A 23,519-nucleotide genomic window follows, 5' to 3' on the forward strand; every position below is an offset into this window, starting at 1 on the left:
CCCGAGCGAGCTGCCATGACCCCACAGTTCCATCCGCTGCGCGTGGCGCAGTTGCGCCCCGAGACGGCCGACACGATCTCCATCGCCTTCGAGGTGCCCGAGTCCCTGCGCGACGCCTACCGCTTTACGCAGGGCCAGTTCCTGACGCTCAGGGCCCCGGTTGATGGCCAGGACCTGCGCCGCTCGTACTCGATCTGCTGCGGGGTCCAGGACTACGCCGAGCGCGGCGAACTGCGCGTGGCGGTCAAGCTGGTGGAGGATGGCGTGTTTTCGAGCCACCTGCACGACGCGCTCGCGCCCGGCCAGATCATCGACGTGATGACGCCGGACGGGCGCTTCTATGTACCGCTGGACGCCGGCGCTGCCCGCCACTACGTGGCTTTTGCCGCGGGCAGCGGCATCACGCCGGTGCTGTCGCTGATCCGCACCACGCTGGCGGCGGAGCCTCGTAGCCGCTTCACGCTGGTCTACGGCAACCGCAACGTCGACAGCATCATCTTTTCCGAAACGCTCGAAGACCTGAAGAACCAGTACCTGGCGCGTTTCACGCTGTACCACGTGCTGTCGCGCCAGCCGCAGGAAGTCGACCTGCTGCACGGCCGGCTCGATCATGCCCGGGTCTCTGCATTTCTCAGGACGCTGATCCCGGTGGAGGATATCGACGCCGCCTTCGTGTGCGGCCCGGCGTCGATGATCGACGAGGTGGAAACGGCGCTGCGCGATGCCGGCGTGGACCCTCACCGCATCCACGCCGAACGGTTTGGCGTGCCGATCGATCGCCAGAAGCGCGCCCCGGCCCACGCCCATGCCGATCATGCGGGCACGGCCGAGCTCGTAGTTGTGCTGGACGGCAAGCAGCACACCATGCGCCTGCCCATGGAAGACGGCAAAGTGCTCGACACCGCGCTGGCCGCGGGCCTGGACCTGCCTTATGCGTGCAAGGGCGGCGTTTGTTGCACCTGCCGCGCCAAGGTGCTTGAAGGGCGGGTCGAGATGGAGAAGAACTACACGCTGGAACCGTGGGAAATGGAGAAGGGCTTCGTGCTGACCTGCCAGGCCCGTGCGCTCACGCCGCGGGTGGTGGTCAGCTACGACGAGCGCTGAGCCTGCCCCCGACTAGCAAAGTCACGCCGTGATTACAATGAGAAGGGGTCGCATTTCCGGCTCCGGCAAGGTGACTGAGAACCGTCCCACGCATATACAATCACGGCCATGCAATATATCCACGTCGTCAACGGCGATGTCGCCGGAAATACCCTGCGCCAGGCGCTGGCCCAGGCTGCCCGGCCCGATCCCGTGATCGTGCTGCGCGACGACCTGGCCGTGGGACCGCTTGTCGACGTGGACGGCATTGGCCAGATCCGCGCCGGCTTCTGGCAACGCGTCGCCCCGCACACCGACATCGACTTTCCCGCCGAAATGCGCCAGGCACTGGAGCAGCTGCAGACGCTGCGCCAGAGCGAAATGGAAGTCGCGATCTGGCACGGCCAGAGCGCCGCCGACCAGCTGATGCTGCGCCGCGTGGTGTTCCACCTGTACCAGGCGCCCCAGCGCATCAATGAAGTGGCCATGGACCTGCGCGAGCTGGAACTGCCGCCGCAGGCCGGCCTGGCGGCGATCGGCATGTATTCGCCGGCGCGGCTGGCGCGGCGCTTCTCGACCATCGCGCCGGTGTCGGTGCTGCGCCTGGGGCGGCTCGGCTACGAATGGCAGCAGAACGTGCGCGAGAACGCCGATGTGCGGCTGTGGAAAGGCAATACGCTGGTGCCGGCGGCCTACCACAGCATCGACGACATCATCATGGACCGCGCCCCGACCGACTGGACCCCCGCCGCCCAGGTGGTCGGAAGCGTGATGGGCGCCATCGAAGGCTTGCTGGCCAGCGACTGGTTCGTATTCTGGCGCTGCCGGGAACTGATCTCCACGGGCCGGCTGGTCTTGCGCGGCAACGCGGATTCCCTCGACACCTGCGAGCTGCGCCGGCACCTGACGTCCGGCGCGGAATAACGCGCCCTTCCCTTCTTCCCCTCCCCGGACACCCTGCCGGACCGATATGGCGCGAACCAAGGCCCCCGACTTCGAAGCACAGCGCGAGCAGATCCTGGAACTGGCGGCCGCCGCCTTTGCCAACAGCAGCTACCCGAGCACCTCGATGGCCGACCTGGCCGCCGCCTGCGGCACCTCCAAGGCGCGCCTGTACCACTATTACGAGAGCAAGGAAGCGATCCTGTTCGACCTGCTGGACCGCTACACGCGCCGGCTGATGCTGATCGTCACCGAGGTCGAGGCCGATTCCGAGCGCCAGGGCCGCACCGACCGCGAAAGCTTTGCCAGCCTGATCCGCGCGTTCCTTGCCGAGTACGAGAACTCCCAGACGCGCCATATCGCGCTGATCAATGACGTCAAATTCCTGGCCGAGGAGCAGCGGGTCATGATCCTTGGCCGCGAGCGCGACGTGGTCGCGGCGTTCTCGCGCATGCTCCGGCGTGCCTACCCGGAACGCGTCACGCGCGAAAACCAGACGGCGCTGACCATGACGGTGTTCGGCATGATCAACTGGACCTTCACCTGGCTCAAGCCGGGCGGCAAGCTGTCCTACGCGGCGTTCGCCGACATGGTGGTGGACCTGCTCGAGGGCGGCCTGCCGGGCAAGGCCGGCGCACCCGGCACAGCCGCCGAAGCACTGGCCCGCCGCTGAAGGCGGGCCGTCCACGGGATCACGACCACTCGGCCTCTTCCTGCTGGCGCCGCTGCTCGCGGTCCTGGCGGAACATTTCTTCCAGCTCGTCGCGCGCCTGGCGCGCCAGCGACACCAGCTTCTTCTGATCGGTGTAATGCGGATAGAAGCGGTCGATGGCCTGGATGTTGTGGCGGCGGAAACGCAGCGCGACGCTGCGCGCCTGCGCCGGGTCAAACCCCAATCCTTCCAGCACCCGCCGGCCCAGCATCAGCGAGCCCTCGAACATCTCGCGCTCGAACAGCTGCACGCCGCGGTCCTTGAGCTGGTAGATATGCGACACATGGCGGGCCCGGGCGTAGATCTGCAGGTCCGGATAGCGTTCGCGCACGCGGTCGATCAGTTGCAGGCTGTCGTCCATGCCGTCGATGGCCACGACCAGGATGCGGGCCTTGGCGATGCCGGCGGCCTCCAGCAGATCGAGCCGGGTGGCATCGCCATAGAAGATCGTGAAGCCGTACTGTCGCAGGAACTCGATCTGGTCGGGATCATGGTCCAGCACGGTGACGCCGATGCCCTGTGCATACAGCAATCGGCCGATGATCTGGCCGAAGCGCCCGAAGCCGGCGATCAGCACGGGGTTGTCCTGCGGCGTGATGGCGTCGTCGGGGCGCCGCTTCATGGCGCCGACATGCGGCGCCACCAGCCGGTCATAGGCGAGCAGCAGCAACGGCGTGGCCACCATCGACAAGGCCACGATCAGCACCAGCAGCGCTTCGGTTTCGCGGGGCAGCAGGCCGGCGGTGCCGGCCACGCCAAACACGACGAAGGCGAACTCGCCGCCCTGCGAGATCAGCAGGGCGAACAGCAGCCGCTGGCCGCGCGCAATGGCAAAGTACCGCGCCAGCAGCGCCAGCACGGCGGTCTTGGCGACGACAAATGCCGCCACCAGGCCGAGCACGGTTCCCGGCGAACGTGCCAGCACCGCGAAGTCGATCGACATCCCGACCGCCATGAAGAACATGCCGAGCAGCAAGCCCTTGAACGGCTCCAGGTCCGCCTCGAGCGCGTGGCGGTACTCGGAATCGGCCAGCAGCACGCCGGCCACGAAGGTGCCGAGCGCCATCGACAGGCCGACCGCGTCCATCATCAGCGCAATGCCCACCACCAGCAGCAGCGCGAACGCGGTGAACATCTCGCGCATGTCGGTCCGGGCGATGAAACGCAGGGCCGGACGCACCAGGTAGCGGCCGCCGAACACCACCGCGGCAATCACCGCCACGCCCTTGGCTGCTGCCTGCCAGCCGCCCGCCTTGCCGGCATCGGCGGCGCTCTCGGCCGCGAGCAGCGGCAACAGCGCGATCATCGGGATGGCCGCGATATCCTGGAACAGCAGGATGCCGAAGCTGGCCCCGCCCGCGGGCGTGCCGAACAGGTTGCGCTCGGCCAGCGTGGCCAGCGCGATGGCCGTCGACGACAGCGCCAGCCCCAGCCCCGCCACCAGCGCCACCGGCCACGGCGCCCCGACCAGCGCCGCCAGGATGCCGATCACCAGCGCGCAGGCGGCAAGCTGGACACCGCCATAGCCGAAAATGCTCCGCCGCAGCGCCCATAGCTTGCGTGGCTCCAGCTCCAGCCCGATCACGAACATCATCAGCACGACGCCGAATTCCGAGAAGTGCAGGATCGACTCGACATTGGTCACCATCCGCAGCGCGAACGGGCCAATGGCGGCGCCGGCCAGCAGGTAGCCCAGTACGGCCCCCAGCCCGGTGCGGCGCGCCAGCGGTACCGCCACCACGGCCGCCACCAGGAAGACCACCAGCGCGATCAGGAAATCATGCTGGTTCATGCGCCCACCTCCGCGCCTGCCGCTGCCGGGCCGCCTTCATGGGCGCCGATGCGCCGGCAGACATGGGCAATGTGCTCGGCCAGGACGTGGGCGTCGGTGTTGTCGGCATCGTGCAGCACCAGCGGCGGCAGCCAGTCCATGCCACACAGCCGCGCGGTCCGCTCCAGCGGTAGCAGGAAGGCTTCGATCGCGTGGCCATGGTTGCCTTCGGGCCCATAGGAATCGAACGTGCCGCCGGTACTCGCCACCGCCAGCACGGACTTCCCGCGCAGCGCCGTACCGCCCGGGCCGTAGGCCCAGCCATATTCGAGCACCTCGTCCAGCCAGAGCTTGAGCAGCGCGGGCACGCTGTACCAGTGCACCGGATATTGCAGGACGACCGTCTCCGCGGCGGCCAGCGCGCGCTGTTCGGTGACGACGTCGATGTCGTAGTCGACGTAGCGGCGATACAGGTCATGGACAGCGACGTTTGGCAGTGACGCCAGCGCTTCCGCCAGCGGGCGGTTGACCCGCGAATGGCGCGGCTTGGGGTGCGCATAGATCACAACGATGGGGGATTCGGTCATCGGCACGGTGGTTCAGTCCGGAATATCAGGCGTACCCGCTTCAGCGCGAGCGCCGCGGCCAGAAATATGCGGCGTTGCACCAAATCCACAGACAGAACGGTGCAACAATTCATCACATTTTCTCAAGTTTTTGATTTTACTCACAATTTTTTGAAAAAATCGACCGGGCTGACCCTGCTGCGGCGCAGGAAGCTTACGTCAAACTGACAGTTCCGCTACAATACTTTTCACGTCGCAGCAATATAGTGTTTTCCCCAATCCGGCATGTCTTGAAGCAAAAAGTGCCTGGCGAAACACCGCGACAATGCTATTTTTATCGTGATTGCACCGGATTGCACCGGGAAGGAAACATCGTGAATCCGCTCGAACTGAGCAAGGCAGTCGGCGCCGTTACCGACGAAGATCTGCGCAAGGCAGCCGCCGCACAGGCCGCCCAGCGCGCCACCGTTCTGGTGCGCGAGCTGGCCGCCCATCACCGGTCGCGCCTGTTGAAGCATTTCCTCGCCCTGGGCGAGGAGGATCGCCTGCTCCGTTTCGGCCAGTCGGTTGGCGATCACGTGATTGAAGCGTATGTCGACAGCATCGACTTCGACCATGATTCCGTGTTCGGCGTGTACGACGAAAAGCTCGAACTGGTCGGCGTCGGCCACTTCGCCAACCTGCGCGACAACGCGCAGGGCCGCGTGGCGGAATTCGGCGTCTCGGTGTCGAAGAGCGCGCGCGGTCGCGGCATCGGCAGTGCGCTGTTCGAGCGCGCCGCCATGCACGGCCGCAACACCAGCGTTCGCACGCTGTACATGCACTGCCTGTCGCGCAACGCGGCGATGATGCACATCGCCAAGAAGGCCGGCATGAAGGTGCAGTACGCGTACGGCGAGGCCGACGCCTACCTGGAACTGCCACCCGCGGACACCATGAGCCGCCTGACCGAGGCCCTGGACGAGCAAGTCGCCGACCTCGACTACCTGGTGCGCCGCAACCTGCGCGACGCGCGCCGCTTCGGGCTGCGCTTCTGGCGCTCGATGGTGCCGCAGAAGGGCACCGCCTGATCCACTCGCCGAGCGCCGGCCAGGCCCGGACCTCACGCCAGACGGCGCATCGTGACGATGCGCCGTTTTTGTTTGGCGCGGCAGCTCAGCCGCCGGCAACCGGCAGCGCCGTGGTGTCCTTGATGCTTTCCAGCGCAAAGCTCGAACGCACGTCGATGACCGACGGGTGGGCCAGCAACTGTTCCTGCATGAAACGCGCGAAGTGCTCCATGTCTTCCACATAGACCTTGAGCAGCAGGTCCATCTCGCCGGTCATGGCGTGGCACGCAGCCACCTCCGGCCACGTGGAGATGGAAGCGCGGAACAGGTCCAGCGGTGCCTTGCCCTTGGGCGCGCCGCCATGCTTCTCCAGCCGGACGTTGATATAGGCCAGCAGGCCCAGGCCGATCTTGCCGGGCTCCAGCAGCGCCGCATACTGGCGGATCACGCCGATTTCCTCCAACCGCCGGATGCGCCGCAGGCACGGACTCGGCGAGAGGTTCACGCGCTCGGCCACCTCCAGGTTGGTCAACCGGCCGTTGGTCTGCAGGACCTCAAGGATCTTCCGGTCGATCTTGTCCAACTCCACCTTGCTCACGATTTCGTTGCTCCGCAATATGTTTATTGGCAATTTTTTTGCGCAAATTTAGCAAGTTGTGCACAAGTACGCAATTTTTTGTGGCATCTCCTCAGATTTGCGGCCGTATTCATCACTCTTGAGGCGGAATGGACGGCGAGCGCCCGGTTTGCCGTACACGCTTTCACGGGACCGGCGTGCCACGGCAAAACCACTTGGGGGGCGGCAAGGAAGGATGCCAGACCCGTTGCACGGGCAGCGGGCATTCTACGGTTGTTCAGCGGTTTTCCGGCATGCCCTCCCACATTTCGAGCATCACGAAGCGCTAAAAAGCAAAACGCGCGACCGGTGAGGGTCGCGCGTCCGTATCAGACATCGCCCCGGGATACGGAGCGCTCTGCTGGTCAGCCGCCGCTGCTCGACGGCGCCGACGGCGCGCCCGGTCCGCGCGGCATGCGCTGCATGCGTTCCTGATGCATCTTCTCCATGCCCGCCTTGATCTCGGCGAGAGTCAGCTTGCCATCGTGGTTGGCGTCGAGCTGATCGAAGCGCCGCGCCAGGCGCGGCATGCCGGCCTGGACTTCATCCTTGGTCAGCGCGCCGTCGCCGTTCTTGTCAGCAGCCTTGAACTTCGCCTCGAACTCCTTTTGCATCTCGGCGCGGCGTTGCTCCATCGAAGCCTTGCGGTAAGCCGACATCTCGTTCTTGTCCAGCTTGCCGTCGTGGTTGGCGTCGATGCGGTTGAAGAGCGCATCGGCTTCGGCCTTGGAAATCGTGCCGTCGCCATCAGTGTCGATCGACTTCATCCACATGCCCCCGCCGTGTTCCATGTGGCGGTGCATGTCGCCGTGCTGGCCCGGTGCGGGCGCGGTTCCCGGGGCAGGCGCCGAGGCCTGGGCGAAGGCACCGCCGGCAACGAGGAATGCGGCGGAGGCGGCCAGGAAGTGCTTGAGGATCTGCGACTTGGATTTGCCTTGCATGTCTTGCTCCTTTTCATGTCGTGGGCATGTACGGATTAGAACGCGGACGATGCAGGGAAGTTGGCGCTTTTAATACGATGTTACGCGGCTCACAGAAAGGGCTTCCGGCCGTAAGCGATCGCAAGCGAAGACGAATATGTGAATACGTGCCGGCACCGGCTGCGCCGCCGGACTCAGTTCTTGGGCACGAGCGGGTTCGCCATGGGCGCGTGTGGCGCCACGGCGGGCTGCAGCTGGTGCGGGTCGATGTTTTGCATCAGCGGTTGTGCCGGCGCTTGCTGCGGCATGGTCGCCGGTGGCGGCACCGGCTGTGGCGTCTGCGCAGGCGGCTGGCTCACCGCGGGTGCGGGTGGTGGCGGCATCGGCGTGGCAAGCGGAGCGGCGGCGCCCGAGGGCGGCGTAGCGGGCAGCGGCGCCGCACCGGCGTTCGGCACGCTGGCCTGCACCGGCAGCACGATTTCCTGGCGCACGCCATTGCGCTCGATCACGACCGAGCGGCCATGGATCTCTACCAGGCGAATCTGCTGCGACAGTGCCGTGCCCGTCCGCACGGCCTTGGGCGGGCCACCGTCGAGCGACACGATCGCGGCGCCCGCGCCGTCGGACACATCCGCCACGACGCCGATGAGCTGCACGTCGCGCACGCCGCCCTGGGCCGAGCCGCCGAACAGCGTGGCCACGGCGCCGGTCTCCACCGCTTCGGTCTGCGCCACGCGCGCGGCTTGCGGGACCGGGATGGTCCGCATCGCGCTGAAGACCAGCATCCAGCGTGTCGCCAGCGCGCACAGCGCGACGAAGAGAACCAGGGCCGCTGCGCGCGGCAGCCAGGCCGCGGCATCGAGACGGAAAACAGGCCGGAGAGAGAGTTGCACGGATTGGGCGGTACGCTCGACAGGAACGCGTCAAGCGTACCAGAGGCCCATGACCGTGTCTGTGACGGCTTATAGCAGATCGTCGAGCAGATCGGGGCCAAACACTTCGCGGTGGATATGCCCGACCGGAACGCCGGCACTGATCAGCGCATGACGCTGGGCCTGCATGAAGCCGAGCGGACCGCACAGGTGGAAGTCGCCATCGACGAACAGGCTGGTCTCGGTCGCGCCCAGCAGCGCGGCAACCGGCATGGTGCCCGCGTGGTCGTAGTCGCGGTCGGCCACGTCGGCGGCCTGCGGCTGTTCATAGCTGACGTGGGTACGCAGTTGCGGCAAGCGCTCCCTGGCCCACGCCACGTCGGCGCGGTGCGCGTGGTGGCGGCCGTCGCGCGCGGCATGGGCGAACAGGATTTCACGCCTGGAGCCCTGCAGCGCCAGCGTGCGCAGCACCGACAGCATCGGCGTGATGCCGATACCGGCCGACAGCAGCACCAGCGGGCGGTGGCCGTCCAGGCGCGGCGCGAATTCGCCGAACGGTGCGCTCACCGCGAGCTCGGTGCCGGGCTGGGCGTTGGCGTGCAGCCAGTTGGACACGGCGCCCGACGGCGTGGCATGGTCGCCATCCTCGCGCTTGACCGAGATCCGCCACGTCGGCAGCCCGCGCTCGGCGGACAGCGAGTACTGGCGTTGCTGGCGGTTGCCGTCGGCGAGCGTGACTTCGACGCTGACGTACTGGCCCGGGCGGAAATCGCGCAGCGGCTGGCCGTCGACGGCCGCCAGGGTGAGCGCGACCACGTTGTCGCTCTGCACTTCGCGGCGCTCGACACGCACCGCGATGCGCTCGCCGGCGGCCAGGCCCGTGCTCTGGTACAGGCGCGCTTCGGCCGCGATCAGTTCGCCGGCCAGCAGCCAGTAGGCTTCATCCCAGGCGGCAAGCAGGTCAGGCGTGGCGGCGCCGCCCAGCACGGCGGAAATGGCGCCGAGCAGGTGCTTCCCGACGATCGGATAGTGCGCGGGCTTCAGGCCCACGGCCGCATGCTTGTGCACGATGCGATCGACCACCGGCGCGAGCGCGCTGGCGTTGTCGATATTGGCGGCGTAGGCGAAAACCGCGGACGCGAGGGACTGCTGCTGCGAACCGTTGGCCTGGTTGCCCATGTTGAAGAGCTGGGTCAATTCGGGCCGGTCCGCGAACATCTCGCGGTAGAAATGGGTGGTGATGGCGAGGCCATGTTCGCGCAACACCGGTACGCTGGCATCAATGTAGGGGCGGGAAGCAGCAGACAACATCAGGTAAGGCTCCGTTTAATTCATGCAAATAAAATGCATGTTTTTACTCACAACAAAGCCGGCGCACGGGGCGTCTGAACGACGACTCAGGGAGTACCGTTCAGGCCGTACGCCGGCTCATAAAATCGCGATGCAGCCGGATGATCGACTCGGCGGTCTGGCTGCCGGTGACATCCGCCAGGGTGACGGTGTCGAGCGCGCCGTAGAACGCCTGCTCTGCCTCATCCAGCGCCCGGCGCAGCCGGCAATTGCCGTTCAGCGCACAGGGCGGGTTGTCACAGTCGATCACCGGCTTGTGGCCTTCCAGCTCGCGCAGGATCGTGCCGATGGTCAGTTGCTGGGCTTGCGGACCCAGTTCCAGACCGCCGTGGCGACCGCGCGTAGCGGTAATCCAACCCAGCTTCGACAGGCGCGCCGCCACCTTTACGAGGTGGTGGTGCGAGATCTCGAACTGCTGCCCCACCTCGGCAATGGTGATTTGCCGGCTGCCGTCGGCGCGCGCGACGTACATCAGCAGCCGCAGGGCGTAGTCGGAGAAGCGGGTCAGTTGCATCGTGGTGACATGGTAGATAAACAGTATTTCAAATGCAAGTTATTGTTGCACCGCGCAATGCCGCGACATCCACCAGACTAAGGCGTGCGAGAATCGGACGCCACAAAAAACAGTCATGGTCGGCGGTTATACTGGCTGTCGAACGCCGGGCGCGCGGCCAGCGGGCCGCCCCCGAGATCCAGCAAGAGGCCCAGATACGATGCGCAGATTCTCACCCCTTTCCGCCAATACCCGTTCCCTGAGTTCGCTCCGCGCCCGCGGCAGCCGCGGCTTCACCCTGATCGAAATCATGGTGGTGATCGTGATCCTGGGGGTGCTGGCGGCACTGGTGGTGCCCAAGATCATGAGCCGTCCCGACGAAGCCCGCATCGTGGCGGCGCGCCAGGACATCTCGTCGATCATGCAGGCGCTCAAGCTCTACCGGCTCGACAACAGCCGCTACCCGACCACCGAGCAAGGCCTGGCCGCGCTGGTGGCCAAGCCGACCACCGAGCCCGTGCCCAACAACTGGAAGGGCGGCGGCTACCTGGAGAAGCTGCCCAAGGACCCGTGGGGCCATCCGTACCAGTACCTGAACCCCGGCGTGCGCGGCGAGATCGACGTCTTCAGCTTCGGTGCCGACGGCCAGGCCGGCGGCAGCGGCAATGACGCCGACATCGGCAACTGGGAATAACGCCGCCCCCGCAGCATGAAACCGGCCCCGCGCCGCCGCGCCGCCGCTTGCCGGCCACGGGGCTTCACCCTGCTGGAATTGCTGGTGGTCATGGTGATCGCCGGCATCGTCATTTCGCTGGTGGCCGTCAATGCATCGCCCAATGAGCGCGGGCGCCTGCTGGACGACGGCCAGCGCATCGCGCGCCTGTTCGAGCTGGCGCAGGAAGAAGCCCAACTCGGCGCCCGGCCGATCGCGTGGGAAGGCAATACCAGCGGCTGGCGCTTTCTCGAATCCACGCCCAACGGCTGGGTCCCCATGCGCACCGATGTGTTCGCGCCGGGTCATTGGCGCCTGATGCCGGACCAGGTGATCGTCGCCGAAGGCGGCCGCAATGCCGGCACGGGCGGGCCGCCGCGCCTGGTCTTCGGGCGCGAGCTGATCGACGGGCCGCAGCGGCTGATCCTGGTGCGCGGCGATATCCGCGTGGAGGTCGCCGGCGATGGCGGCGGCCGCTACTTTGCCAGCGCGCCATGATGCAGCGCGCGCATCCCGGCCGCCGCGAGGCAGGCGGCTTCACGCTGATCGAAGTGCTGGTGGCGCTCACCATCCTGGCCGTCGCGCTGACCGCGGCCATGCGGGCCATGGGCAGCATGGTCGATGCCAGCGCCGCGCTGCAGTCGCGCATGCTGGCTGAATTCAGTGCCGAGAACCAGCTGGCCACCTTGCGCCTGACCAAGACCTGGCCCGAGCCCGGAGTCAGCGGTTATGCCTGCCCGCAGGGCGGCACGCCGCTTTATTGCGAGCAGACCGTCTCCGGCACGCCCAATCCCGTATTCCGGCGCGTCGAAATCGCGGTCTATCCGTCCGCCGCCGACCGCTCGGTGCGCCTGGCGTGGCTGGTCACCATCATCCCCAATGAAACGCGCAACCTGCTCTGATCGCCGGCGCGGCTTCACGCTGCTCGAGATGCTGGTGGCCATCACGCTGCTGGCGGTCATGGCCGTGATCGGCTGGCGCGCGCTGGACAGCATGACGCGCAGCCGCGAACGGCTCATCGACCATGACGCCCGGCTTGACGCCCTCAAGGTGCTCTATGGCCAGTTCCAGTCCGATTGCGAACACCTGGCCAGCGCGGACCTGCTGCAGGCCAGCCCGGTGGAAGTCGGGAACGGCCAGGTGTTGATGGTGCGCGACCGCCGCGAAGAGAACCAGCCACCGATGTGGCAGGCGCTCAGCTACCGGCTGGACGGCAACGCGCTGGTCCGCCTCGCGACCCCGCCGGTCGACAGCCGCGCCGCCGTGCAGTCCGCGCTGCTCGGACTGCGCCAGGCCGGCCGGCAAACTAACGTGCAGGTGCGCCGCGTGCTGTCCGATGTGGACAGCCTGGGCACGCGCGTATGGATCGATCCGCAGGGCTGGCTGGCGGACAACGGCCGCATCCGCAGCGCGTTGTTCAATCCCTCCAGTGCCAATGCCAATGCCAATGCCAATGCCAATGCCAATGCCAATGCCAATGCCAATGCCAGTTCCGGTGCCAGCGCCGTAGCGGCGCCCACACCGACCAGCGCGGTCGTCCGGGCCGTGGAGCTGTCGGTCCAGGCGCGCATGGGCGGCGGCGACGCACCGCGCAACTTCCTCAAGATCTGCATGACGGGCCTGTGACCATGCGCCGACGCTTCCCGTCCCTGCCCCGCCGCCGTGCCGGCGGTGCCGCCGTGGTCACGGCGCTGCTGATGGTCACGCTGGCCGTGGTGGTGGTGTCCGGCATGCTGTGGCGCCAGCAGGTGCAGATCCGTTCGATCGAGAACCAGCGCCTGCTGGCGCAGGCGACGTGGATCGAGCGCGCGGCCGTGGACTGGGCGCGGCTGATCCTGCGCGACGACCAGCGCCGCAGCAGCGTGGACGAGCTGGGCGAGCCCTGGGCCGTGCCGATCGCCGAGACCCGGCTGTCGGATTTCCTGGGCGCGGCGCTGCGCACCGACCAGTCGGGCGAGACCTCGTTCCTGTCGGGCCGCATCCTGGACGCCCAGGCGCGTTTCAACCTCACCAACCTGGTGCTGTGGACCGCCACCCCGACCGGGGGCCGTGCCGCCACGGTCGACCCGGCCGCGCTGGCGGTCTACCGCCGGCTGCTGCAGACCGTGGGCCTGAATCCTTCGCTCGCCGACACCACGGGCCGCTTCATGCTGCGTGCCGCGCAAGGCGGCACCGACGGCCAGCCCGTGCCGCGCCCGCCCGACAGCGCCCAGAGCCTGCTCGCGGTCCCCGGCTACACGCCGCAGATGGTCGCCGCACTCGAGCCGTTCATCACGGTGCTGCCCGAGCGCACGCTGGTCAACGCCAATACGGCCGATCCCGAAGTGCTGTCGGCCGTGATCAACAACCTGGCGCTGGACCGCGCGCGCGAACTGGTCCGCGAGCGCGATCGCGCTTATTTCAATAACGTCGGCGACCTGCAGACCAAGCTGACCAGCGTGGCGCCGCAGGCCGACACCAGCACCCTGACCGCCATGCTGGACGTGCGCACGCACTATTTCCTGATCTACGGCCTGGTGCGCCATGAGCGGGCGAGCCGGCTGCAGGTGTCGCTGGTCTACCGGGGCGAGGTCCTGGGCAACGCCAACACCACGCGCGTGCTATGGATCCACGACACCGACCGCCTGCCCGACCTGCGATGACCCATATCCGCGATTTGCGCGCGACCAGGCGGGCTGCTACCGATATTGGCGGCCGGGATACCGGGGGAGAATGCTATTGACGCGGATTAGTCACACAGGCAAGGTATGCTGCGGCGCTGCCGCGACCGTGGCGCCATGCCGAGCGGCGCCCCGCCAGTCCGTATCCGCCAGTCGGCGTCTCCGTGCCCCGGCACTCCCGCTGCCCCGGTACGCCACCCCCAAGTCACGGCCTCACTGACGTCAACGCTAGGAAACCTTGAGTACCACCCTGTACGTTCGCCTGCCGCACCGGCCGCACGACCAACCGCAGCCCTGGCATTTTGGAGCCCTGCCGTTTGCGCTCGTACGCGACGCGGCCAAGGCCGCCGCCCGGCGCAGCAGCGCCGCGCCGGCGCCGGAAGTGTTGCGCGAAGGCCACGCTCAGATTGCTGCGCTGCCGGCCGCGGAGCGCCTGGTGCTCATCCTCGCCGCCAGTGACGTACTGCTCACCACCGCCACCGTACCGCCGCTGCCGCCGGCGCGCCTGAAGCAGGCCTTGCCCAACCTGGTGGAAGATGCGCTGGCCACCGATGCACAGCCCTGCCACATCGGCGTGGGTCCCGCGCTGGACGGCGACGCCTCGCGGACGGCGCGCGGCCCGCAGCGCCGCCTGCTGATGGTGGCTGACCGGGCGTGGCTGCGCGCGGTGCTCGATGCCTTTGCCGAACACCGCCATCGACGCCGCCATATCCTGCCGGCGCAGATGTGCCTGCCGCTGGCGACGCCGCCGCAAGCCGGAGACGGCGAGAGCGCCCCGGCGCAGCCGGCCACGCTGGTCGTCGAAGCCGCGGCCGCTTCGCTGGCCCAGCCCGAAGGCCTGGTCGAGCCGACACTGGCCCCTTCGACCGCGCCTGGCAGCGGCCAGTGGCAACTCACGGTGCGCACCGGTCCCCATGAAGGCTATGGCCTGTTGCTTGGCAATGACGCGCTTGCCGCATGGCAGGCGCTTGCGCCCGAAGGCAACTGGCATGGCGACGCCAGCGCCGTGGCTAGTGCCCCTGCGCCCGCGCTGCGCCAGGCTCCCGCCGCCGACTGGCGCCTGTGGATCACCGGCGCCCAGGGCTGCCTGCAAGAACCCGGGCTCGACCTCGCGCAATTCGAATTCGCCCAGGGCCGCGCCGATCGCTGGAACCTGCTGGCGTGGCGTCTGCCGCTGGCGTTGGCTGCCGGCGTCGTGCTGGTCCAGTTGCTCGGCATGAACGTGCACTGGCTGATGCTGCGCCACGAACAGCAGCGACTGGAAGCCGCGCAGCTGCAGACCCTGCACACCGCCTTCCCGCAGATCCAGACCGTGCTCGATGCCCCGCTGCAGATGCGGCGGCAGGTGGAACAGCTTCGCCTGGCCAGCGGGCGCAGTACGCCGGACGACTTCCTGCCGCTGGCCGACCGGTTTGGCCAGGCGGCCCGCCAGCTCGCCCCGGACGCGCTGCAGGCGCTCGAATATCGCGGGCGCGCGCTGGTTGCCACACTCAAGCCCGGCACCGATACCGCCGCGCTGCGTGGCGCCGTGCGCCAGGCAGGCCTGCAGATGGAAGAAGACAAGACGGACGTGGCCACGCGCCCCGCCGGACCTGCCGGCTCGCGCTGGCTCATCAAGCCAGGCCTGTGAGCCGAATCATGAGCCCGAGCCAAGACAACCTCCGCCCACAGACATCACAGGGCTCCGCGAAGCGCCGCCCCGCCGCCGCATGGTTCACGCGCATGAAACCGCGCGTGCCGCAAGCCTGGCGCGACCAGTTCGACGCCTTCTGGTCCGCGCGCAATCCGCGCGAGCAGGCCATCCTCGCAGGGGGCGCCGCGGTACTGGGACTGGTGCTCATCTATACCGTGCTGTGGGAGCCCGCCGCGGACGGCCGGGCGCGACTGTCGCGCAGCCTGCCGGCGCTGCGCGCCGAACTCGCGGAAATGCAAACCCTGGCGCAAGAGGCCCGCGGCCTGAACGCGAGCCCCGCGCCTGCCTTGCGCGGCGAGGCCCTTACCCAGGCCTTGCAGGACAGTCTCGGCAAATATGGCCTCAAGGCAACACGGCTGGCCGCCGGGGCCGACAACAGCGTCCAGGTGCAGCTCGACAAGGCGCCGTTCGGCGCGGTGGCGGGCTGGCTGCAGGACGTGCGCCAGCAGCAGCGCCTGAAAGTCACGGATGCGCGCATCGTCTACGTCGGCGCCACCGCGCTGGTCAATGTCAGCGCGACCCTGCAGGGTCCGGGCGGCCGCAGCTGATGGTACGCCTGGAGTCCCTGCGGCTGCCCCGACGCAAACTGCGCCAGCCGGCGGGCTGGCGCCGCGCCGGCTGGCTGCTGCTGGGCCTGGCCACTGCCGGCATTACCGTGCTGGCCATGCTGCCCGCGGCCTGGATTGCCGATACGGTGGCAGCGCGGACGCAACGCCGGGTGCTGCTCGCCGACGCCTCCGGGTCGATCTGGCATGGCAGCGCCACGCTGGCACTGTCGGCAGGCGCGGGCAGCCAGACCGCGGCGGTGCTGCCGGGCCGGCTGCAATGGTCGCTGGCCTTCTGGCCGCTGCTGACCGGCCGTGCGCGCCTGGTGCTCACGCATACCGAAGCCATGCCCGCGCCGGTCGCACTGACCATCACGCCGGGCGGCTGGACCGCGCAGTCCGGCGCCATCCGCCTGCCGGCCGCGCTGCTGGAAGGCGTGGGCGCGCCGTTCAACACGCTGCGCCCGGACGGCCTGATGCGCGCGGACTGGTCCGCGCTGCAGGGCAAGTTCGCGGGCGGACTGCTGTACGGGCATATCACGCTGCGCATCGAACAAGTATCGTCGTCGGTCAGCCGGCTGCGCCCGCTGGGCAGCTACCGTGCGGAAATCGACTGGAATGGCGCCGATGGCAAGCTCGCGCTGAGCACCATTGCCGGTCCGCTGCACCTCGATGGCAGCGGCACGCTGGGCCGGCAGGCGCGCTTTGAAGGCACGGCCCATGCCGAGCCCGAAGCCGCCGCCCCGCTGAACAGCCTGCTGAGCCTGCTGGGACGACGAGAGAACAATGTGACAAGGCTGAGCTTCTGATGCCTGCCTGCGCCAGGAGCCGACCGGAACCGAACATGAAAACCGAAGCCACCCGACCCTTTTTCCACACCGCCAGTGCCCGCGCCGTGGTCCTGCTATGCGGGCTTTCGCTGCTGGCGCCGGCGCCGCTGTGGGCGCAACAGCCCGCCAGCCCTGGCGTGCCCCCGCCCCCGGACATCACGCCGCGCAACCGGGACCAGGTGGTGCTGAACTTCGTCAACGCCGACCTCGATTCCGTCGTCAAGGCCGTGGGCCAGGCCACCGGCAAGAATTTCGTGATCGATCCGCGCGTGAAGGGCACGGTCAACCTGGTGACCGAGCAGCCGGTTTCGCGAGCCCAGGCGCTGGAAACCCTGGGATCGGTGCTGCGCATGCAGGGCTATGCGATGGTGGAAAGCAACGGCTTCACCAAGGTCGTGCCCGAAGCGGACGCCAAGCTGCAAGGCTCGCCGATCGTAGCTGGCAGCGCCGGCGGGCGCGGCGACCAGGTGGTGACGCAGGTCTTCCGCCTGAACTACGAGTCGGCCAACAACCTGGTGCCCGTGCTGCGGCCGATGATCGCGCCCAACAACACGATCACCGCCTACCCGGCCAATAACACGCTGGTCATCACGGACTATGCCGAGAACCTGCGGCGTCTGGGCCGCATCATCGCCGCGATCGACGCGCCGGCCTCCGGCGAGGTCGAACTGGTACCGCTGAAGAACGCCATCGCCAGCGACACCGCGCTGGTGCTGCAGAAGCTGCTCGATCCGGCAGCGTCCGCGACCGGCGCGGGCGGCGCAGCGGGCGTCGACAGCAGCCTGCGCACGACCGTGGTGGCCGAGCCGCGCAGCAACTCGCTGATGATCCGCGCGTCGAGCCGCGCGCGGCTGCAGCAGGCGCGCATGCTGATCGAAAAGCTCGACCAGCCCTATGCGCGGCCCGGCAATATCTGGGTCGTGCCGCTCAAGAACGCGGATGCGGTCAAGCTGGCCGCGACGCTGCGCGCCATCGTCGCCGCGGACAGCAGCTTTGCCGCCAGCACCCAACCGGGCGCCGCCGGTGCCGCCGGCGCGGGCGGCTTGACCAACGTTTCCACGCCGGCCGGCGGCCAGTTTACCGGCGGCACCACGGCGAATCAGACCGGCATGCGCACCAGCGGCACCAGTGGTTCGGGTTCCGGTTCTGGCGGCGCCTATGGCAATTCCGCGTTCGCGGCATCGTTCAACCAGAACACCCAGCCGACCACGGGCGGCATCATCCAGGCCGACCCCTCCACCAACTCGCTGATCATCACGGCCAGCGAGCCGGTCTATCGGAACCTGCGCGGCGTGATCGAAGACCTCGACGCGCGGCGCGCGCAGGTCTACATCGAGTCGATGATCGTGGAAGTCACCTCCACGCAAGCCAGCGAACTCGGCATCCAGTGGCAGGGGCTGATCAGCTCGAGCAGCGGCAACAACAATGTCTTCGCCGGCACCAACTTCGGCACGGGCGGCAAGAACATCGTCAACCTGACGTTGGCCGGCGCCGCCTACAACGCCAACCATGCTGCCGGCATTGCGGCGGCCACGCAGCTGGTGCCCGACATTGGCGGCCTGAACCTGGGCATCGTCAACAAGGCGCTCGGCCTGGGCGCGCTGCTGCGCGCGCTGGGCACCAACGGCAGCGTGAACCTGCTGTCGACGCCGAACCTGATCACGATGGAAAACGAGGAAGCGAAGATCCTGATCGGCCAGAATATCCCGATCACGACCGGCTCCTATGCGCAGACCGGTGGTGCGGCTTCGGTCACCCCGTTCCAGACCTTCGACCGCAAGGACGTCGGCATCACGCTGCGCGTGCGGCCGCAGATCACTGACGGCGGCAGCGTCAAGATGCAGATCTTCCAGGAATCGTCATCGGTGGTGCCGGGCACGCTGACACAGGTGCAGGGCCCGACCACCAATGTGCGTTCGATCGAGACCAATGTGCTGGTCGACGACGGCCAGATCATTGTGCTGGGCGGGCTGATCGAGGACTCCTACGGCGACGGCGTGCAGAAGGTGCCGGTGCTCGGAGATATCCCCTGGATCGGCGGCTTGTTCCGCTACGAGAACAAGAACCGCTCCAAGACCAACCTGCTGGTGTTCCTGCGCCCGTATGTGATGCGCACGGCCGGCGCCGCCGACCGGCTGACGGCGGACCGCTACGACTACATGCGCAACCAGCAGGGCAGCTTCATCTCGCCTAACATCATGGTGCGCGACGAAAACACGCCGGTGCTGCCGCCCGCGGATGCGCCGGCCACGCCGTTTGTCGACCCGCGCAATACCGGCCCGGTGCCGGGCCCGCTGCCCTTGCCGCAATCGGTGCCGCAATCGGTGCCCCAGACAGTACCGCAGTCCCCGCAACCCGTGCCACAGCCGCTGACCCAGCAAGGCAGCAACGGTGCGTTCGCCGGGACGGCGTCCGGACGCGGCAACTGAACCCCATCATGGCAAGCGAAGCCCCAGCCGTCACTGAACTCCAGGAGCCGCCGTCACCGATCGCGGCGCGCCTGGTCCCATACAGCTTTGCGCGCGAAGCGCCGCTGCTGATCGCGCACCAGCGCGCCGACGGCCTCGAAGTCTGGGTCTGCCGCACCACTTCCCCGGCGGCACTCGCCGAAGTGGCGCGCGTGCATGGCGCGCTGCGCCTGCGGGTGATGGAGCCCGACGCGCTGGAGCGGGCCATGTCCGACGCCTACAACCGCCAGGACGGCAGCGCCGCGCAGGTGGTGGGCGAAGTGGAAGGCGAAGTCGACCTGTCGCGCCTGATGCAGGACATTCCCGCCGTGGAAGACCTGCTCGAGTCCGAAGACGATGCGCCGATCATCCGCATGATCAACGCGCTGCTCACGCAGGCCGCGCGCGAGGGCGCGTCGGATATCCACATCGAGCCGTTCGAATCGGCGTCGGTGGTGCGCTTCCGCGTCGATGGCACGCTGCGCGACGTGGTGCGGCCCAAGAAGGCGCTGCATGGCGCGCTGATCTCGCGCATCAAGATCATGGCGCAGCTCGACATCGCCGAGAAACGCCTGCCGCAGGATGGCCGCATCACGCTGCGCGTGGGTGGGCGTCCGGTGGACGTGCGGGTGTCGACGCTGCCCACCGGCCATGGCGAACGCGCGGTGCTGCGCCTGCTGGACAAGGAGGCGGGCCGCCTCGACCTGGCCAAGCTCGGCATGTCGCCGCGCACGCTGGGTGGCTTCGACGACCTGATCCGCCAGCCGCACGGCATCGTGCTGGTCACCGGGCCGACCGGTTCGGGCAAGACCACCACGCTGTATGCGGCGCTGTCGCGCCTCGATTCGCGCACCACCAACATCATGACGGTGGAAGATCCGGTCGAGTACGACCTCGACGGCATCGGCCAGACCCAGGTCAACGCGCGCATCGACATGACCTTCGCCAAGGCCCTGCGCGCGATCCTGCGGCAGGACCCGGACGTGGTCATGATCGGCGAAATCCGCGACCTGGAGACCGCGCAGATCGCGGTGCAGGCGTCGCTGACCGGCCACCTGGTGCTGGCCACGCTGCACACCAATGATTCGGCCTCGGCCATCACGCGGCTGGTGGACATGGGCATCGAGCCCTTCCTGCTGTCGTCGTCGCTGCTGGGCGTGCTGGCGCAGCGGCTGGTACGGCGGCTGTGCCCCCATTGCAAGCGCGAGGAAGTCATCGAAGTCACTGCCGGCGAAGCCGAAACCCTGCATACACAGGGCAAGCCGCTGCAGCATGTCTGGCACGCGGTGGGCTGCGACAAGTGCGGCAACTCGGGCTACCAGGGGCGCATGGGCGTGTACGAACTGCTTACCGTCGACGACGAGATCCGCACCATGATCCACCGCCAGCAGCCTGAATCGGAGATCAAGCAGGTGGCGCTGGCGCACGGCATGCAGACCATGCGCGGCGATGCGCAGCGCTGGATCGACAGCGGCGCCACGTCGCTCGAAGAAGTGCTGCGCGTCACGCGCGACTGACGGAACGCCGCCATGCCCGCATTCCGCTATGAAGCCGCCGACGCCCGGGGCAAGACCGACCGCGGCGTGATCGAGGCCGACAGCCCGCGGCAGGCGCGCACGCAACTGCGCGCGCGTGGGCTGACGCCGCTGACGGTCGACCCGCTCGCCGGCGCCGGGCATGCGCCGCGCAGCGGCACGCAGCTGTTCACGCGCCGGCTGTCCACGCAGGAACAGGCGCTGTTCACGCGCCAGCTGGCCAGCCTGATCGTCTCGGGCCTGCCGCTGGATGAAGCGCTCGGCGCACTGGCTGACCAGGCTGAGCGCCCATACGTGCACGAACTGCTGGCCGGCATCCGCGCCGAGGTGATGGGCGGCAGCGCGCTGTCGGTGGCGCTGGCCCAGCATCCGCGCGATTTCCCGGACATCTACCGCGCGCTGGTTTCCGCCGGCGAGCATTCGGGCCACCTTGGGCTGGTGCTGGAGCGGCTGGCCGGCTACATCGAATCGCGCAATGCGCTGACGTCGAAGATCCGGCTGGCGTTCACGTACCCGGCCATCGTCACGGTGGTGGCGTTCGCCATCGTCATCTTCCTGCTGTCGTATGTGGTGCCGCAGGTGGTCAGCGTGTTCGCCAACACCAAGCAGAAGCTGCCGACGCTGACGATCATCATGCTGGCACTGTCGGATTTCGTGCGGAACTGGTGGTGGGCGGCGCTGATCGTGATCGGCATCGTCGCGGCAATCGTGCGCAGCCTGCTGAAGCAGCCGGCAGTGCGGCTGGAATGGCACCGGTGGCTGCTGACCGCGCCGCTGCTCGGCAAGCTGATCCGCGGCTACAACACCGCGCGCTTCGCCGGCACGCTGGCGATCCTGGTATCGGCCGGCGTGCCGATCCTGCGCAGCCTGCAGGCCGCGGGCGAAACACTGACCAACGAGGCGCTGCGGGCCAATGTGGAGGATGCGAACACGCGGGTGCGGGAAGGGGCATCTCTGGCGCGGGCGCTGGCCGCGCAGAACCAGTTCCCGCCCGTGCTGGTGCACCTGATCCGCTCCGGCGAGGCCACCGGCAACCTGCCGACGATGCTCGACCGTGCCGCGCAAGGCGAAGCCCAGGAGCTGGAGCGGCGCACGCTGTTTCTGACCAGCCTGCTCGAGCCGCTGCTGATCCTGACGATGGGGGTTGTGGTGCTGCTGATCGTGCTGGCAGTGCTGATGCCGATTATCGAGATCAACCAGCTGGTCAGATGAGTCGTGCCCCGGCACGCCGGGCACGACGCCTCGACGTTCAGGCCTTCGCCTTCCTGCGTGGCTTCCTTGCAGGCTTGGCTTCTTGTTCGACCACCGCCGGTGCTTCGGCAAACCCTTCAAACGCTTCCTGCACCTGCGCGGTCAAGACCGTATCTCCGGGTGCGGCGAAAACGGATTGTTCGATCGGCCAGGGCGTCTCGCTGAGGCTGACGTCAGGCCGGCGCGGCGCCCGCTTGCGGGTCTTCTTGGCCGGAGCAGCCGGTTCCTCCTGAACGATATCCGCGACGACCGGAGCCTGAGGTTCTGCAACCGGCGTAGGCGCAGGTTCAGGTACGGCCTCCGGAACAACGGGTGCCGCTTCAACAGCCGCTACCGCAGGTTCCGGTTCGGGCACGGAAACCGGGACCGACGCGACTTCCGCCTGAGCGACCGGCCGACGATGGTCCGGCCGCGGCGCAGGCTGGGATTGCTGCGGCTGCTGCTGAGGCTGGCCTTGCTGCTTCTCCGGCTGACGCTGGCCCGCAACAGCGCGGCCATCGCCGTCCTGGCCACCCTTGCCGCGCTTCTTCAACCGCACCCAGATGGTCTTGTTGTTGCCGCCGTTGCGCGTCTCGACCTCGAACAGGCCCGTGGCGACCACCAGTTCCGATAGCTTGCCGTAGCCGTAGTTGCGCGAGTCGAACTCCGGCGCCTGCTTGGCGATGTGGTTGCCCATGCCGCCGAGCGTCGACCAGCCGTCCTCATCCGACACCGCCTGCGACGCGCTCTGCAGCAGCCGCACCAGGCGCGAATCCTGGCGCAGTTCGCCGGTGCTGCGGCGGCGCGGCGGCGGGACCGCCTCGTCCACCTCGGTTTCGGCGCGCAGCACGTCGGAATAGATGAACCGGTCGCATGCCGTCACGAATGGCTTGGGCGTCTTGCGTTCGCCAAAGCCATAGACCGTCAGCCCCTGCTCGCGGATGCGCGAAGCCAGGCGCGTGAAGTCGCTGTCGCTCGACACCAGGCAGAAGCCGTCGAAGCGTTCGGTGTACAGCAGGTCCATGGCGTCGATGATCATCGCGCTGTCGGTGGCGTTCTTGCCGACCGTGTAGCGGAACTGCTGGATCGGCTGGATCGAATGCGACAGCAGGCAATCCTTCCAGCCCGACAGGTTGGGCTTGGTCCAGTCGCCGTAGATGCGCTTGACGGCGGCGACGCCGAATTTGGCGACTTCGGCCAGCAGGCCTTCGATGATGGCGGGCGCCGCGTTGTCGGCGTCGATCAGTACGGCCAGGGTCGCGGTGCCCTGGCGGGGGGAGTTGGTCATGTTCTGTCCTGCTCGGAGGAGATTCCCGGCCATGCTGCCGGGTGGAGGTTGCACCGGGCCGGCGCGTGCCGGTCCGTCGCAGGGGCGCCTTGAGCCACATCGTCGTGCATGCGGGCGCCGCGTTGGATGCATCGCAGTGTACACGCGAAGCCCTGTCCATACGGGAAACCACGGGCCGCCACGGTGCGGATTATGCTGCGTTGCA

23 protein-coding genes are annotated in these 23,519 nt (G+C 67.9%); 15 read left to right on the forward strand and 8 right to left on the reverse strand.

The window, feature by feature from the left end:
• Positions 1-15: 15 nt before the first annotated feature.
• The 3 genes from paaE to ACIGJB_RS15740 all read left to right on the forward strand — a co-directional run bounded on the left by paaE (position 16) and on the right by ACIGJB_RS15740 (position 2,698).
• Complete coding sequence (paaE, locus tag ACIGJB_RS15730; RefSeq protein ID WP_483730609.1) at positions 16-1,104, forward strand: 1,2-phenylacetyl-CoA epoxidase subunit PaaE; 1,089 nt, start codon at positions 16-18, stop codon at positions 1,102-1,104.
• Between the two features lie 108 nt (positions 1,105-1,212).
• Complete coding sequence (locus ACIGJB_RS15735) at positions 1,213-2,007, forward strand: DUF1835 domain-containing protein (protein WP_483730610.1); 795 nt, start codon at positions 1,213-1,215, stop codon at positions 2,005-2,007.
• A 46-nt stretch (positions 2,008-2,053) separates the two neighbouring features.
• A complete protein-coding gene (locus ACIGJB_RS15740) occupies positions 2,054-2,698 on the forward strand; it encodes a TetR/AcrR family transcriptional regulator (protein ID WP_483730611.1) in 645 nt (214 codons plus the stop codon).
• A gap of 19 nt (positions 2,699-2,717) precedes the next feature.
• Here the strand turns inward: ACIGJB_RS15740 and kefC are convergent, their stop codons facing one another.
• Entirely contained in the window at positions 2,718-4,529 is a 1,812-nt protein-coding gene (kefC, locus tag ACIGJB_RS15745) for a glutathione-regulated potassium-efflux system protein KefC (protein ID WP_483730612.1), read from the reverse strand.
• Positions 4,526-5,095 (reverse strand): glutathione-regulated potassium-efflux system oxidoreductase KefF, encoded by a 570-nt coding sequence (kefF, locus tag ACIGJB_RS15750; protein WP_483730613.1) that lies wholly within the window; start codon positions 5,093-5,095, stop codon positions 4,526-4,528. Before kefF ends, kefC begins: the two co-directional genes overlap by 4 nt.
• A 353-nt stretch (positions 5,096-5,448) precedes the next feature.
• On the opposite strand from kefF, the gene ACIGJB_RS15755 reads away from it, so the two are divergent.
• Positions 5,449-6,144, forward strand: a complete 696-nt coding sequence (locus tag ACIGJB_RS15755) for a GNAT family N-acetyltransferase (RefSeq protein ID WP_483709679.1) — start codon at positions 5,449-5,451, stop codon at positions 6,142-6,144.
• An 85-nt stretch (positions 6,145-6,229) separates the two neighbouring features.
• On the opposite strand, the gene ACIGJB_RS15760 is transcribed toward ACIGJB_RS15755, so the two are convergent.
• The 5 genes from ACIGJB_RS15760 to ACIGJB_RS15780 form a co-directional block, all read right to left on the reverse strand.
• On the reverse strand, positions 6,230-6,721 hold the full coding sequence (locus tag ACIGJB_RS15760) for an Lrp/AsnC family transcriptional regulator (protein ID WP_211946200.1): 492 nt from the start codon (positions 6,719-6,721) through the stop codon (positions 6,230-6,232).
• Between the two features lie 383 nt (positions 6,722-7,104).
• Positions 7,105-7,680 carry an EF-hand domain-containing protein gene (locus tag ACIGJB_RS15765; RefSeq protein WP_483730614.1) on the reverse strand — a complete coding sequence of 192 codons (576 nt, stop codon included), beginning with the start codon at positions 7,678-7,680 and terminating at the stop codon, positions 7,105-7,107.
• A gap of 173 nt (positions 7,681-7,853) precedes the next feature.
• Positions 7,854-8,552, reverse strand: coding sequence for a type II secretion system protein N (locus tag ACIGJB_RS15770; protein ID WP_483730615.1), 699 nt, complete (start codon positions 8,550-8,552; stop codon positions 7,854-7,856).
• A gap of 69 nt (positions 8,553-8,621) precedes the next feature.
• Positions 8,622-9,842: a globin domain-containing protein gene (locus tag ACIGJB_RS15775; protein WP_483730616.1), complete on the reverse strand. Its 1,221-nt coding sequence runs from the start codon at positions 9,840-9,842 to the stop codon at positions 8,622-8,624.
• A gap of 100 nt (positions 9,843-9,942) precedes the next feature.
• Positions 9,943-10,395, reverse strand: coding sequence for an RrF2 family transcriptional regulator (locus ACIGJB_RS15780; protein ID WP_483730617.1), 453 nt, complete (start codon positions 10,393-10,395; stop codon positions 9,943-9,945).
• A 289-nt stretch (positions 10,396-10,684) separates the two neighbouring features.
• Between ACIGJB_RS15780 and gspG the strand changes: the two genes are divergently transcribed.
• From gspG to gspF, 11 genes are all read left to right on the forward strand, one after another.
• Positions 10,685-11,068, forward strand: coding sequence for a type II secretion system major pseudopilin GspG (gene gspG, locus ACIGJB_RS15785; RefSeq protein WP_254615977.1), 384 nt, complete (start codon positions 10,685-10,687; stop codon positions 11,066-11,068).
• A 15-nt stretch (positions 11,069-11,083) separates the two neighbouring features.
• Positions 11,084-11,584, forward strand: coding sequence for a GspH/FimT family pseudopilin (locus tag ACIGJB_RS15790; RefSeq protein WP_483730618.1), 501 nt, complete (start codon positions 11,084-11,086; stop codon positions 11,582-11,584).
• The gene (gene gspI / locus ACIGJB_RS15795; protein WP_483730619.1) at positions 11,581-11,988 is read left to right on the forward strand and encodes a type II secretion system minor pseudopilin GspI; all 408 of its coding nucleotides are present in this window, start codon (positions 11,581-11,583) and stop codon (positions 11,986-11,988) included. Before ACIGJB_RS15790 ends, gspI begins: the two co-directional genes overlap by 4 nt.
• Positions 11,966-12,712 carry a PulJ/GspJ family protein gene (locus ACIGJB_RS15800; RefSeq protein WP_483730620.1) on the forward strand — a complete coding sequence of 249 codons (747 nt, stop codon included), beginning with the start codon at positions 11,966-11,968 and terminating at the stop codon, positions 12,710-12,712. Before gspI ends, ACIGJB_RS15800 begins: the two co-directional genes overlap by 23 nt.
• A 2-nt stretch (positions 12,713-12,714) precedes the next feature.
• Entirely contained in the window at positions 12,715-13,728 is a 1,014-nt protein-coding gene (gene gspK / locus ACIGJB_RS15805) for a type II secretion system minor pseudopilin GspK (RefSeq protein WP_483732352.1), read from the forward strand.
• 256 nt (positions 13,729-13,984) lie between these two features.
• Positions 13,985-15,376, forward strand: coding sequence for a type II secretion system protein GspL (gene gspL, locus ACIGJB_RS15810; protein ID WP_483730621.1), 1,392 nt, complete (start codon positions 13,985-13,987; stop codon positions 15,374-15,376).
• 8 nt (positions 15,377-15,384) lie between these two features.
• Complete coding sequence (locus ACIGJB_RS15815; protein WP_483709694.1) at positions 15,385-15,987, forward strand: type II secretion system protein M; 603 nt, start codon at positions 15,385-15,387, stop codon at positions 15,985-15,987.
• Positions 15,987-16,793, forward strand: a complete 807-nt coding sequence (locus tag ACIGJB_RS15820) for a type II secretion system protein N (protein WP_483730622.1) — start codon at positions 15,987-15,989, stop codon at positions 16,791-16,793. The genes ACIGJB_RS15815 and ACIGJB_RS15820 overlap by 1 nt, the downstream gene beginning before the upstream one ends.
• Positions 16,794-16,828: 35 nt before the next feature.
• A complete protein-coding gene (gspD, locus tag ACIGJB_RS15825; RefSeq protein WP_483730623.1) occupies positions 16,829-19,243 on the forward strand; it encodes a type II secretion system secretin GspD in 2,415 nt (804 codons plus the stop codon).
• An 8-nt stretch (positions 19,244-19,251) separates the two neighbouring features.
• Positions 19,252-20,778, forward strand: coding sequence for a type II secretion system ATPase GspE (gene gspE, locus ACIGJB_RS15830; protein WP_483730624.1), 1,527 nt, complete (start codon positions 19,252-19,254; stop codon positions 20,776-20,778).
• 12 nt (positions 20,779-20,790) lie between these two features.
• Entirely contained in the window at positions 20,791-22,008 is a 1,218-nt protein-coding gene (gene gspF / locus ACIGJB_RS15835; protein ID WP_483730625.1) for a type II secretion system inner membrane protein GspF, read from the forward strand.
• A gap of 37 nt (positions 22,009-22,045) precedes the next feature.
• Here gspF and ACIGJB_RS15840 read toward each other — a convergent pair whose 3' ends face one another.
• Entirely contained in the window at positions 22,046-23,314 is a 1,269-nt protein-coding gene (locus tag ACIGJB_RS15840; RefSeq protein WP_483730626.1) for an NYN domain-containing protein, read from the reverse strand.
• Between the last annotated feature and the right edge of the window lie 205 nt (positions 23,315-23,519).

Source organism: Cupriavidus sp. C2SS-8b (assembly GCF_057073745.1).

Coding starts and splice junctions, on each gene's coding strand:
- ACIGJB_RS15840 (WP_483730626.1), bottom strand. CDS start 23,314: ATGACCAACTCCCCCCGCCAGGGCACCGCGACCCTGGCCGTACTGATC.
- gspD (WP_483730623.1), top strand. CDS start 16,829: ATGAAAACCGAAGCCACCCGACCCTTTTTCCACACCGCCAGTGCCCGC.
- ACIGJB_RS15790 (WP_483730618.1), top strand. CDS start 11,084: ATGAAACCGGCCCCGCGCCGCCGCGCCGCCGCTTGCCGGCCACGGGGC.
- kefF (WP_483730613.1), bottom strand. CDS start 5,095: ATGACCGAATCCCCCATCGTTGTGATCTATGCGCACCCCAAGCCGCGC.
- kefC (WP_483730612.1), bottom strand. CDS start 4,529: ATGAACCAGCATGATTTCCTGATCGCGCTGGTGGTCTTCCTGGTGGCG.
- gspF (WP_483730625.1), top strand. CDS start 20,791: ATGCCCGCATTCCGCTATGAAGCCGCCGACGCCCGGGGCAAGACCGAC.
- ACIGJB_RS15735 (WP_483730610.1), top strand. CDS start 1,213: ATGCAATATATCCACGTCGTCAACGGCGATGTCGCCGGAAATACCCTG.
- ACIGJB_RS15800 (WP_483730620.1), top strand. CDS start 11,966: ATGAAACGCGCAACCTGCTCTGATCGCCGGCGCGGCTTCACGCTGCTC.
- ACIGJB_RS15740 (WP_483730611.1), top strand. CDS start 2,054: ATGGCGCGAACCAAGGCCCCCGACTTCGAAGCACAGCGCGAGCAGATC.
- gspK (WP_483732352.1), top strand. CDS start 12,715: ATGCGCCGACGCTTCCCGTCCCTGCCCCGCCGCCGTGCCGGCGGTGCC.
- gspI (WP_483730619.1), top strand. CDS start 11,581: ATGATGCAGCGCGCGCATCCCGGCCGCCGCGAGGCAGGCGGCTTCACG.
- ACIGJB_RS15815 (WP_483709694.1), top strand. CDS start 15,385: ATGAGCCCGAGCCAAGACAACCTCCGCCCACAGACATCACAGGGCTCC.
- ACIGJB_RS15765 (WP_483730614.1), bottom strand. CDS start 7,680: ATGCAAGGCAAATCCAAGTCGCAGATCCTCAAGCACTTCCTGGCCGCC.
- ACIGJB_RS15775 (WP_483730616.1), bottom strand. CDS start 9,842: ATGTTGTCTGCTGCTTCCCGCCCCTACATTGATGCCAGCGTACCGGTG.
- ACIGJB_RS15780 (WP_483730617.1), bottom strand. CDS start 10,395: ATGCAACTGACCCGCTTCTCCGACTACGCCCTGCGGCTGCTGATGTAC.
- ACIGJB_RS15820 (WP_483730622.1), top strand. CDS start 15,987: ATGGTACGCCTGGAGTCCCTGCGGCTGCCCCGACGCAAACTGCGCCAG.
- paaE (WP_483730609.1), top strand. CDS start 16: ATGACCCCACAGTTCCATCCGCTGCGCGTGGCGCAGTTGCGCCCCGAG.
- gspG (WP_254615977.1), top strand. CDS start 10,685: ATGGTGGTGATCGTGATCCTGGGGGTGCTGGCGGCACTGGTGGTGCCC.
- gspE (WP_483730624.1), top strand. CDS start 19,252: ATGGCAAGCGAAGCCCCAGCCGTCACTGAACTCCAGGAGCCGCCGTCA.